Annotated in this window: 8 protein-coding genes; 2 read left to right on the top strand and 6 right to left on the bottom strand. The window is 71.5% G+C overall.

The window, feature by feature from the left end; all coding sequences use genetic code 11:
- Positions 1–136 precede the first annotated feature (136 nt).
- A complete protein-coding gene (locus HW837_RS28170) occupies positions 137–1,324 on the top strand; it encodes a sulfotransferase family protein (protein WP_045561400.1) in 1,188 nt (395 codons plus the stop codon).
- A gap of 93 nt (positions 1,325–1,417) precedes the next feature.
- Here HW837_RS28170 and HW837_RS28165 read toward each other — a convergent pair whose 3' ends face one another.
- From HW837_RS28165 to HW837_RS28145, 5 genes are all read right to left on the bottom strand, one after another.
- Positions 1,418–3,892: a carbohydrate-binding protein gene (locus HW837_RS28165; RefSeq protein WP_045561401.1), complete on the bottom strand. Its 2,475-nt coding sequence runs from the start codon at positions 3,890–3,892 to the stop codon at positions 1,418–1,420.
- Positions 3,893–4,004: 112 nt separating this feature from the next.
- Positions 4,005–4,832 (bottom strand): carbohydrate ABC transporter permease, encoded by an 828-nt coding sequence (locus HW837_RS28160; protein ID WP_193381589.1) that lies wholly within the window; start codon positions 4,830–4,832, stop codon positions 4,005–4,007.
- A complete protein-coding gene (locus HW837_RS28155; protein WP_045561403.1) occupies positions 4,829–5,752 on the bottom strand; it encodes a carbohydrate ABC transporter permease in 924 nt (307 codons plus the stop codon). Before HW837_RS28155 ends, HW837_RS28160 begins: the two co-directional genes overlap by 4 nt.
- A 23-nt stretch (positions 5,753–5,775) precedes the next feature.
- The gene (locus HW837_RS28150) at positions 5,776–7,104 is read right to left on the bottom strand and encodes an ABC transporter substrate-binding protein (RefSeq protein ID WP_093790234.1); all 1,329 of its coding nucleotides are present in this window, start codon (positions 7,102–7,104) and stop codon (positions 5,776–5,778) included.
- 165 nt (positions 7,105–7,269) lie between these two features.
- A complete protein-coding gene (locus HW837_RS28145; RefSeq protein ID WP_045561405.1) occupies positions 7,270–8,307 on the bottom strand; it encodes a LacI family DNA-binding transcriptional regulator in 1,038 nt (345 codons plus the stop codon).
- Positions 8,308–8,765: 458 nt separating this feature from the next.
- Here HW837_RS28145 and HW837_RS28140 point away from each other — a divergent pair, with 458 nt between their 5' ends.
- The gene (locus HW837_RS28140) at positions 8,766–11,057 is read left to right on the top strand and encodes an alpha-galactosidase (RefSeq protein ID WP_193381597.1); all 2,292 of its coding nucleotides are present in this window, start codon (positions 8,766–8,768) and stop codon (positions 11,055–11,057) included.
- A gap of 95 nt (positions 11,058–11,152) precedes the next feature.
- On the opposite strand, the gene HW837_RS28135 is transcribed toward HW837_RS28140, so the two are convergent.
- Positions 11,153–11,872 (bottom strand): glycoside hydrolase family 12 protein, encoded by a 720-nt coding sequence (locus HW837_RS28135; protein WP_045561406.1) that lies wholly within the window; start codon positions 11,870–11,872, stop codon positions 11,153–11,155.
- Between the last annotated feature and the right edge of the window lie 141 nt (positions 11,873–12,013).

The following is a 12,013-nucleotide window of genomic DNA, read 5'->3' as shown; positions in this document are numbered from 1 at the left end:
GCCCGCGTCGGGCACCGGGGCCGTCGGCGGATGCACGGTGGCAGTTAAACGGGGACCACTCCCTGTTTATGCTGGGGGTCCCAGCCGGTCCGACGAGACGCGCGCCGTCCGTCGTTTCCCCGGAAAGGACACACCTGTGCCCTCCACGCCGTCCGCCCTCGCCCTGGCCAACCTCCTGCTCCGGCCCACGCTCCGTTCCCGTCGCGATCCGGACCGGGTCCTCGCGCGGATCCTCGACCGGGCCGGGTGGGCGGAGGGCGACGAGGAGTTCGTGGACGGCTTCCGGTTCCTGCTGCGCCAGTGGGCGCGGGACCCGGACCTGTCCCCGGTCGGCTGGCAGTCGGCGCAGGCCCACGCCCGCCGGCATCTCACCAACCGGGCCCGGATCCGGCGGCTGATCGCCGAGAACCCGGCCATCGAGGAGGAGCCCGTCGAGCGCCCGGTGTTCGTGGTGGGGCTGCCGCGCACGGCCACCACGCTCACCCACGGCGTCCTCTCCCTCTCGGACGACCATCGCTGCCCGCGGCTGTGGGAGTTGCTCGCTCCCGGTCTCGAACCGTCGCCGGAGCAGCGGCGGAAGGCGATCACGTCGGCGCGCCGGATGCTCGACGGCACCCATCGGCTCGCTCCGCGCTTCCGTGAGATCCATCCCATGACCGCCGAGGGCCCCGAGGAGGACACGTTCCTGCTGCCGCACGCCCTGGTGCCGCTGTCCCAGGCCCAGCTGCCGCGCTACCACGCCTGGCACTTCGAGCGGGACTTCCTCCCCGACTACCGCCACCTCAAGCAGTGCTTCCAGGTGCTCCAGTACGGCCGCCCGCGCCGCCGCTGGATCCTGAAGTCCCCCTTCCACACCGGCAATCTCGACGCCCTGCTCTCGGTGTTCCCGGACGCCACGCTGGTGTGGACGCACCGTGATCCGGTGACCGCCGTCGCCTCGTTCTGCAGCCTGGTCGAGGTGGGCATGGTCCTCTCCCGCCGGACGGTCGACCCGCACCACCTCGGCGCCACCTGGCTGGACCTGCTGAGCCGGTCGGTGCGGCGAGGCCTCGCCGCCCGTGCCGGCCTCCCCCGCGAGAGGCTGGTCGACGTGCCGTACTCCTCGCTCGGCACCGATCCGGCCGCGGGCGCCCCGAAGCTGTACGAGGCCGTCGGCGCCCGCTGGACGGAGGCCGACGCCGCGCGGCTCCCGGCGGCCGCCACCCACTCCAGGGGCAGCCGGCCGCACCGCTACGACCTGGCCCGCTACGGTCTGACCCGCGAGGGCGTCGAGGCCGAGTTCACGGAGTACAACGCGCTGCGGGCCGAGGTCGACCGGGCCTGAGGACGGTGAACGCGCAGGGCCTCGGCCACCGACGGGGGAAATGCTCCCCCACCGGCGGCCGAGGCCCGGTGTCCGTCCTGGCCCACGACCCGGCTAGCCCACGACCCGGCCGACCTCGATCCGGTCGATGTTCGGCGCCCAGGCGCCCGCGTTGCCGAAGGTCACCGTGTTGGCGCCCTTCTTCAGGTCGACGGGGACGCCCACGGTCCAGTAGTCGTCCCAGCCCCAGGTGTTCTTGAAGGTGACCGTGCGCGGTGCGCCGTCCCCGACGGTGATGTCCGCCGTGCGGGACATGATGTCGGTGTTGTAGGCGTGGCCGTTGTCGCGGCGGTCGTTGTGCGCGTAGTGGACGACCAGGACATGACGGCCGGACGTGGGTGCGTCCACCGTGAACTCGGCGGTGGAGTCCGCGCCGTTGCCGAGCCAGCCGATGTACGAACCGGCGGAGGCGTGACGGGAGTCGACGAGCCTGGCCCCGCCCGCGAGCGTGGCCGTGGCGCCCTCGTAGTTCAGGGTCCCGGTGGTCGAGCCGGCGCCCGTGACGTCGAGGGCGCGGACGGCGGTGTGCTTGGCGGTCGCGGTGATCCGGTTGTTGCCCGCGACCAGGTAGAGCCGCAGCGGCCGGTCGGGCACCGCCGCCACCGACTGGCCGTGCAGGGCGAGCGTCACGGGCGCCGACGCCCGGGGCACCACCCGGTAGTAGCCGTCGCGCGGGGCGTACACGTCGAAGACCGCCTTGTCGCCGGGGCGCAGCACGAGCGCGCCCGTGCCGACACCGGCGGAGGACGAGTAGTCGTACGACGGCTTCCCGCTGATGTCCGCGAGGGTGGCCTCGTAGGAGGCGGCGGGCTCGGCCGTGCGGGCGGTGAGGTCGATCCGGTCGAGGGTGACCTCGGTGTCGCCCTTGGCCAGGGTCAGCCGGTGGGTGCCCGCGGTGAGCCGGACGGTGAGGTCCTTCTTGGCGCGGTAGGTCCAGTTCTCGGTGGAGGGGTAGGTGACCGTGACCGGTTCGCCGCCGTCGACGGAGAGTTTCTGGGTGGCCGGGGTGCCGGACTGGTTGCCGTAGAGGACGGCCAGGTCGTAGGTGCCGTCCTTCGGGACGGACACGGTGAAGTCGACCTTGCTGCCGGGCTGGTTGAGCGAGCCGACGTCCTTGGTGCCGGAGGCGGCGTAGCCGTTGGCGTTGCTCACCGTGCCCTGGGTGTAGACCTTGCCGTCGGTGATGGCGGCGTCCTCGGCCTCGTAGGAGGCGGTCCAGGGGACGGAGGGCGCGGTGGGGGTGCCGGTGCCGCCCGGGGTGAGGACGACGCGGTAGGCCGACATCTTGTGCAGGCCGCGCAGCGGGACGGTCACCGTGCCGTCCTCGGCGATCCGCACCTTCGTCCGGGTCAGGACGCGCGGGGCGGCGTGCTGTCCCTCGTAGCCTGACCAGGCGGCCTCGGCGACGGTCGCGGTGACCGTACGCCCGAAGAGGGAGCGGGGGACCTTCCGGACCACGACGTCCGTGTCACCGGCGGAGCCGCCGAGGACGACCTGGGCCTGGCGGCGGGAGGTGTCGAGGGAGGCGAGGCCCTGGAGGGTGTCGATCGTGTCGGCCTGCGGCGGGGTGACCCTGACGGTGTCGCCGGTCAGGCCCGCGTACCAACGGAACAGCCACCAGCCGCCGTTGGGGATGTTGGAGCGGACGACGTTGCCGTCCATGTTGCCGGCGGCGTCCCAGTAGGCCTGGTTGGCGTACACCTTGTTGCGCTCGAACATCGAGACCCACTGGACGAGTTGGCCCGGGACGGAGAGGTCGCGGCGGTTGGCGTACTCGTCGATGTTGATCTTCAGGGGCTTGATGCCCAACTGCCGCTCGATGGAACGGTAGTTGTCGTAGTGGCCCTGGAAGTCGCGCAGCGAGCCGGAACCCAGCTCGTGCCAGGTCATGACCTGCGGCAGGACGTTCTCGCGCTGGGCGAAGGCGAGGAAGTCGGTGATCAGGCGGGTGTGGTAGGCGGCCTCGTTGGGGCCGGCGATCCGGGCGTCGGGGTCGATGGCGCGGATGCGCTGGTAGACCGTCTTCCAGTCGCGGAAGAAGCGGTCGCGGTTGATCTCGTACTGCGCCTGGTCGGCGACGTCGAGTTTGTACCAGATCTGGTCGGGCTCGTTGAAGGGGATGTAGACGAAGCGGTCGCCGTTGGGGTCCGCCGACACCTCCTTGACGATCTTGTCGACCTTGGGGAGGTAGTCGTCGATGCCGAGGTCCTCGTAGGGCCACTTGGCGTAGATGTCCTGCATCATCACGTTGATCTCGCCGCCGCCGTTGCGGAAGAACGACTTGGAGACGGTGAGCGCGTCGCCGTTGGGGTGCTGCGCACCGCCCTCCGGCTTCTGCGAGATGCTGGTGATCTTCAGCGGCGCGAGGGCCGCGTCGCTGGGCACGCCGTCGTCACTGAGCCCGTACAGCGCGCCGTTGGCGCCGCGCATCACCGGGCCCTCGGAGGCGGAGAGGTCGACGGTGAGGCGCTGCGGGTCGGCGGCCGCTGCCGCTGCCGATCCGGTGGCGGGGAGGGTGCTGCCTGCCATGGCGGTGACTCCAAGTAGTGCTGTGACCAGGGCGGTTCTCGTTCGGGACCTGGTGCGGTGCCGGGTGCGGGCTTTCGTGCGGGTGGGGGTGATCACGCGGCTGGACCTCCGGTCATTTGACGGCTCCACTGGTGATTCCGGACACGATCTTTCGCTGGCCGACGAGGAAGACGGCGACCATCGGCAGGCTCATCACCACGACGTACGCGAAGACGAGATGCCAGTTGTTGAGGTAGAGCTGGGCGCTCGCGACCTTGTAGAGGTTGAGCGGGAGGGTGGCCCGGTCGCCGCCGCCGAGGACGAAGAAGGCGTAGAAGATGTCGCTCCAGGCGTAGAGCATCACCATGATCGTCGCGGTGGCGATGACGGGCCGGAGGAGCGGGAGGACGATCCGGGCGAAGATCCGCAGCGGCTTCGCGCCGTCGATGCGGGCCGCCTCCTCCAGCTCCATCGGGATGGCGCGGATGAAGCCGGTCATGAAGAAGATCGACGTGGAGAGGTACATCCCGGTGTACACGGCGATCATCCCGGGCCGGGTGCCCGCCAGTCCGAGCTGCCGCAGCTCCATCACGATGGTGATGACCGCGGGCGGCAGCAGCAGTCCGCTGATGCACAGCGCGTACGCCGCCGAGACGAGCCTCGACTTCCGGCGGGCGAAGACCCAGGCGGCGCCCGCGCCGAGGATCAGCACGAGGACCACCGAAGGGACCACGACCAGCAGGGAGTTGAGCAGGCCGCGCAGCATCTCGCCCTGGGCGACGGCGTCCTCGTAGTTGGCGCCGGGCTGCCAGTGCGCCGGCGCGTCCAGGTTCGGCCTGATGGCCTCGGCCTGCGGCTTGGCTGAGGTGACGAGCACCAGCCACAGGGGGACGCCGACGGCGAGCCCCGCGAGGAGCAGGACCAGGGCCGGACGGCCGTAGCGCCACAGCACCGCGCTCACAGCAGCTGCTCCCTTCGGCGCAACCCGATGACCAGCGGAATCGCGACGGCCACCACGATCAGGAAGAGGACGAGGCTCATCGCCGAGGCCTGTGCGTACAGGCCCTGTCCGAAGATCCGGAACATGTAGATGTTGAAGACCTCGGTGGAGGCGGCCGGGCCGCCGCCGGTGGTGGCCTGCACGATGTCGAAGGTGTTCATCGAGCCGATGAGCGCGGTGGTGACGTTGAAGGTGAGGGCGGGGGCGAGCATCGGCCAGCGCACCGACCAGAAGGTCCGCCAGGGCCCCGCCCCGTCCATCCGGGCGGCTTCGAGCATGTCGCCCGGGATGCCCTTCAGCCCGGCCAGGTAGATCAGCATCGACAGGCCCATCCACTTCCAGCCGTGGATGACGGTGACCACGACGAGGGTCCAGGTCGTCGAACCCAGCCAGGGGATGTCGGTGCCCAGGACCGCGTTGACGGCGCCGTCCTGGTCGAGGAGCGCCTGGAAGACGTACCCGGTGGCGAGGGCCGAGATGAGCACCGGCAGGAAGAAGACGGCCCGGAAGAACCGGTTGAAGCGGGTGTCGTCCTCCAGCAGCAGCGCCAGCCCCAGCCCGAAGGCGTTCTGGAAGACGGCCGCGAGCAGCGCGTAGAGCAGGGTGGTGCGGATCGCGCGGACGAGGGTGCCGTCGTCGGCGATGGTCGTGAAGGTGTCGAGGCCGGTGAAGGCGATGTCCGGGTGGTACGAGGACCAGTTGGTGAACGGGTAGTAGAAGTTGAGCAGGTTGGGCACCAGGAAGAAGCCCGCGAAGACGACGATCGCGGGGAGCGCGAACCACCAGGGGTGGTGCACGGCGGCGCGGGGCAGCCGCCCCGCCTTCCGGGATGCGCCTCTCATGGGCGCCTGTGCGCGTGTACGTACGGCCGTGTCCGCCATGGTTGAGCCCTGTCTCCCGCCCGCTAGAAACCGGGCGCGCCCTGGGCCTTGGCCACCTGCGCGAACTGGTCCTGGATGGCCTGGGCGACCTGCTGGGGGCTCTTCTTGTCGAAGAGCATGTCGGCGAGGTAGAGGTGGGCGTCCGGGGCGACGATCGCCTTGGCCTGGAAGACGCCGATGGCCGTGGGCAGGGCGGCGACCTGGGCCTTCGACGCCTCGGGGAGGCCGTCCGGGGTGGGCACGGAGGGCTGCACGGACGGGATCTTCATCGCCTTGATGTAGTCCGGGTAGTCGGGGCCGAGCCAGAAGGCGAGGAACTGCCGGGCCGCGTTCTGCCGCTTCTCGTCACCCGTCCGGAACGCGACGACACCGTTGGTCTGGTCGGGCGAGTACAGGCCGGTGGCCGCCGAGTTGGCGACGGGGAACCAGCCGATCCTCTGGTCGATCTCCGCCGTGGAGTACTTGGCCTGCAACTGGCTCTGGAAGGAGGTGACGTTGAGGACCATGCCGGCCTCGCCCTTCCACAGCGCGTCGGCCTGCCCGGTGAAGGTGCCCGTCCGGTAGTTCTTCTGGGCGAGCCCGGCGTCGAGCAGCTTCTCCTTGTACTTCTTGATCGCGCCGACCACGACCGGGTCGGTCCACTTCTCCTTGTTCGCGTTGAGGTCCGCCCACCACTGCTGGTCGAGGTCGGTGAGCTGCACCTGCATCTGCCACTGGAGGGGCCACTTGTCGCCGCCGGCCTCGTAGAAGGCGGCCGCGTCGGTGTCGTCGACGACCCGGTGGCCGAGGGCGAGCAGCTCGTCGTAGGACTTCGGGAAGTCCTTCTCGGCGATGCCGGCCTTCTTGAAGACGTCCTTGTTGTAGTAGACGCCGAGCATGGCGGGGCTGGTGACGACGGCCGCGTACCGCTTGCCGTCGATGACGCCGAGCGACTTCTCGGTGTCGCCGAGCCGGGAGACCCACTTCTCACCGTCGAGGGTGAGCAGGTTCTGCTGCGGCTGGACGAACGGGAGCGTGGAGACGGACGGCTGCCAGAACATCAGGTCGGGGCGGTCGCCGGAGGCCAGCTTGGTCGGCACGTTCGACTCGTAGGGGTCCGGGATCGCCTGCGTCTCCACCTCGGCGCCGGTGGCCTTCTCGAAGGCGTCGATGACCTGCCGGGGCGCGCCGACCGTGTTCTGCGCGGTCCACATGGTCAGCTTCACGCCGTCGAGCCGGGCGGTGGGATCGACGGCCGTCCGCCCGGTGTCCGAGTCCGCGCCGGAGGCCCCGGCCGTGGGGTCACTGCACGCGGTGGCGGCCAGGCCGAGGGCACATATGAGGGCCAGCGTCGGAAGAGCTCTTGTTTTCATCACGTGCCTTTCGAGAACAACAGGTGGTTCAGGGCAGGGCAGGATGCGGAACAGCGGTGCGCGGTCGAGGAGTTCGGGCGGGTGTCCGTGGGTTGCGGGGAGTTCGGGTGGGGTGCCCGTGGACGTCGGGCGGAGGGTCCGCGCGGCCAGGGGGCACCGGGAGGTTCAGGGCCGCGCGGGCGGGGGCCCGACGCTCTCCCGCACCACCAGCTCCGGTACGGAGACGGGGTGCGGGGCGATCTGCGCGGACTCCTCGACCACCCCGTGCAGCAGGGCGAACGCGGCCCGTCCCAGGCCGGTGAAGTCCAGGCGCACCGTCGTGAGGGACGGGGTCAGATAGGCGGAGTGCGGGGCGTCGTCGAACCCGGCGACGCTGACCTCGCCGGGCACGGACCGGCCGGCCTCGTGGAGCGCGCGCAGCACACCGAGCGCGAGGTCGTCGTTGCCGCAGAGGATCGCGGTGACCGACGGGTCCCCGGCCAGGGCGAGCCCGGCCGCGTGGCCGCCCGCCGGGCCCCAGCTTCCCTGCACCGGACGGGGTTCGGGGGCTCCCGCCTCCTTGAGCGCCTGCTGCCAGCCGGTGGTACGGGCGCTGGTGCGCCGGGTGCTGGACGGGATCGCCACGTAGTGCACGGTCTCGTGGCCGAGGGCGAGCAGATGCCGGGTCGCCTCGTAGGCGGCCGCGCGGTCGTCAGTCCACACCCAGGGGCGGTCGCCGCCGGGCGGGGCCGCGGGTGTCTCCACCACTCCCACGACGGGCAGGGTGGCGGGCACGGCCCCGAGCGCCGCGACACCGGCCGGATCGTAGGCGATCACGATGAGACCGCCGCCCGCGTCCGCCGCCCGCTGCACCTCGGCGGCGACCGCGGCCTCGTCCGGCGACTCCAGGACACCGATGCCGACCGCGTACGACGCCGCCCGCGCCGCCTCCTCGACGCCCTGGAGGATCGAGGCGTAGCCGTAGTGCGTGGTGTTCGCGGTCAGGACGGTCACGGCCCGGCTGCGCCCGCTGGCCAGCGCGAGCGCGGTGGCGTTGCGCCGGAAGCCCAGCTCGTCGATGGCCGCCATCACCCGTTCCCGTGTCGACGGCTTGACGCTCGGGTGGTCGTTGATCACCCGCGAGACCGTCTGGTACGAGACCCCGGCGGCGGTCGCGACGTCCCGGATGCTCGCCGGGCGCCTTGTGTGACCGGTCACATTCATGCCAGGATTGTGACCGGTCACACAGCGGGCGTCAAGAGAACGTAACGGCGGATTCACGCGGGGGCCTCCGGCTCCGGACGCGCGGGCGGGATGGTCGGGGCCCATCGTCGGGGCCGATGGCCGCGGCCTGGGCGGCTCGGCCTTGGGCGGTTGGGCCTGGGGCGGCTGGGACGGCTGGGGTCGGCTTGAGGCAAGGTGGCTCGGGACGGCCGGAGCGGCTCAGGGCTGCTCGCAGGACGGCGAGCAGCAGCTCACGCCCGGCGCCGGCCGCCGCGGTGGCTCGCGGGACGACTCGGGACGACTCGGGACGGCCAGGACGGCTCAGAAGGGGAAGCGACGTGGACTCGGGTGCGAGCGACTTCGGCGAAGGCGGGCCGGTGGGTGGGCCGGCGGGCGGCGTGGCGGGTGGGCCGGTGGACGGCCCGTCAGGTGGGCCGCAGGGCGACGCGGTGGGGGGTGTGACGGGTGGTTCGGCCGGTGGCGACCGCCTGGGCGCGTCCTTCACCTGGGGGCATCCCGGTGTCGAGAGCGTCTTCGCGACGGCCTCGGACGGGACGCTGCGGCTCGTGCGGCTCGGGCCCTCCGGCGACACCGTGGATGTCGAGACCGCGCTGCCGCTCATCGAGTTGACCGCCTTCGGGCACGGCAGTGGCTGGTCCGGGCCTCGGTTCACGGGGACGGCGTTCGGGGCGCGGCTCGTGTACCGGGGGCACCGGGATGACACGGGGGTGGGTGACGGTGGCCGGGGCGGTGGCGGCGCGTGGGCGCGGTTGACCGTCGAACTCCACGATCCCGCCACCGGGTTGACCGCGCTCGTCGAGCTGTCCGCCCCCGCCGGGGTCGCCGTCCTCCGCTCCCGGGTGCGGCTGCGCAACGACGGGGCCGAGCCTCTTGTCGTGCAGTCCGTCAGCAGCCTTCTCCTCGGCGGGCTGCCCTCCCCCGACCTCCTGGACGTGCACCGGGCCCGCAACGACTGGCTCGCGGAGTGCCGTTGGTACGCCGAGCCGCTGCGGTCGACGGTCGCCGACATCAACGTCGGCGCCCATCAGCACGACAGCCGGGCGGCGCTCGCCCTCACCGGACGCGGGAGTTGGCCCACTGACGGGCATCTGGCGATGGGGGCGCTCACGGAGCGAGGAGGGGACCGGGCCTGGGTCTGGCAGGTGGAGTCGCCGGCCGGTTGGCGCTGGGACCTGGGGGAACGCGAGCACGGCACATATCTCGCGCTGAACGGGCCCACGGACGCGGAGCACCAGTGGCGGGTGCGGCTCGCACCGGGCGACACCTTCACGACCGTGACGGCGGCGCTCGCGCTGGGGGCGCGGCGCGGCGCGGGGCTCGACGACGCGTGGGCGGCGCTGACCGCGTACCGCCGTGCCGTCCGCCGTCCCCATCCCGACCACGACACGCTTCCGGTCGTCTTCAACGACTACATGAACACGCTGATGGGCGACCCGACCACCGCGAAGCTGCTGCCGCTGATCGACGCGGCGGCGGACGCGGGCGCGGAGTACTTCTGCATCGACTCCGGCTGGTACGACGACACGGTGGACGGCGGCTGGTGGGACGGCGTCGGCGCATGGCTGCCGTCGGCGCGCCGGTTCCCGACGGGCAGTGTGGAGGGCGAGGCTGCGGTGGAGGCGGGGGAGTACGGAACTGCGGCCGGAGCCAAGGCCGGAACCGAACCCGAGGCCGGAACAGCCGCCCCCTCCGGCGACGGGATCCGGGCCGTGCTGGGCCGGATCCGGGAGCGCGGGATGGTGCCCGGGCTCTGGCTGGAGCCCGAGGTCGTCGGCGTGCGCAGCGCGGTCGCGGTGGAGCTGCCGCCGGAGGCCTTCTTCCAGCGCGACGGGGTGCGGCTGACCGAGCAGGGCCGTCACCAGCTCGACCTGCGCCACCCGGCGGCCCGCGCCCACCTCGACAAGACGGTGGACCGCATCGTCGGGGACTGGGGCGTGGGCTATCTCAAGCTCGACTACAACATCGTGGTCGACCCCGGTACGACCGCGCCGGGCGACCTCTCCCCCGGCGCCGGCCTCCTGGGGCACGCCCACGCCTACCTGGGCTGGCTCTCCGACGTCCTCGACCGCTACCCGCACCTCGTCGTCGAGAACTGCGCCTCCGGCGGCATGCGCATGGACGGCGCCACCCTGGCCGTGGCCCAGCTCCAGTCCACCAGCGACCAGCAGGACCCCCTCCGCTACCCGCCGATCGCCGCCGCCGCGCCCACGGCGGTCCCCCCGGAACAGGGCGCCGTGTGGGCCTATCCGCAGCCCGAGTACGAGGACGAGCTGATCGCCTTCACCCTCGGCGGCGCCCTCCTCGGCCGTATCCATCTCTCGGGACACCTGGACCGTATGACGGAGGCTCAGCTCGGTCTCGTGCGCGAGGCGGTGGGCACGTACAAGGCGATCCGGGGTGACCTGGCCCGGTCCGTGCCGTTCTGGCCGCTCGGCCTGCCGGGCTGGACGGACGAGTGGCTGGCTCTGGGGATGCGCGTGGCGGGCCGGGACGGGCGGTCGTACCTCTCGGTGTGGCGGAGGGGTGGTGAGGCCGAGGTGCGGCTGCCGGTCGCGCACCTGGCGGGCCGGGGCGGCGCGGTCCGCGCGGAGATCCTGCACCCGTCCGCCGCGCGGGCGGAAGCGACAGCGGTCTGGGACCCGACGGCCGGCGAACTGCGGGTGTCGGTGCCGCGTACCCCCGCCACGCTTCTGCTCCGCCTGACAACGGAGGCCGGGCCGGAGGACTAGGACGACCCGAGCCGGTGTCGCGTGGGGGTGCGGCACCGGCTCGGGCTTGTGTTCTCCGTCTTCGCGCCTGGCTACGGCTCAGTGGCCGTCGGAGATCAGCTGCTGCTGACCGTCAGGTTGTTGGTGACGAAGTCCAGGCCGCCGGAGGACGAGGTGATCTCGAACCCGAACTGCACGTCGCCGATGGTCTCGTTGCCCATCCAGCCCTTGGTGTCCTTGATCCACTTGAGGATGGGGAGGATCTGGACCGTGCCGGAGTTCGAGTCCGAGGTGCGCAGGAACGAGAAGACCTCGTTGGCTCCGTTGCTGCCCTTGTAGACGCTCCAGGTGTGACCGCCGAGCGTCACATTGCCCTGGGCGGTGCCGAGCGGACCGACGGCCCCGTTGTAGTTGACCCAGAGCATGATCTCGTAGTCGTAGTCCGTGTCCCAGATGTCGTACGAGGTGTTGTACGCGCCCGAGGACGGGACGGTGACGTTGTAGCTGCTGTTGAGCGAGCCGAGCGAGGTGATCGTCTTGTTGATCACCTTCTTGGAGTCGGGGTACGACTTGATGCCGCCGGTGTTGGGGTGGTTGGCCCAGACTCCCCAGTTGGTACCGGAGTTGGCCCAGATGCACTGGCTGCCGGCGCCGGAGCCCCAGATGTTGTTGTAGAGCGTGTAGCCGTTCAGGCTGGTGTTGCCCCACTGGTCGCAGGAGTTCCAGACCGCGGCAGAGGCGGGGGCGGAGGCGAGGCCGATCGTGGCGCCCAGCGCGAGCGCGGGGGCGAGCAGGGCCTTGCCGATCCGGCCCAGGGTTCGGGTGCGTGTTGCCATGGGTGTCGGTTCCTTCCATGGGTGGGGGGAAGTGCGGGGTGGGGAGCTACCGCGGCCTCGTGGGGAGGCCGCGGTCTTCTCCGACGTCGAGGCCGATCGCCGCGGACGTTCGTCCGATCGCTCGTCCGATCGTTCGTCCGA

It is taken from the genome of Streptomyces caniscabiei (assembly GCF_014930365.1).
Lineage (GTDB): Bacteria > Actinomycetota > Actinomycetes > Streptomycetales > Streptomycetaceae > Streptomyces > Streptomyces caniscabiei.
This window is presented reverse-complemented; position numbering and strand designations above follow the sequence as displayed.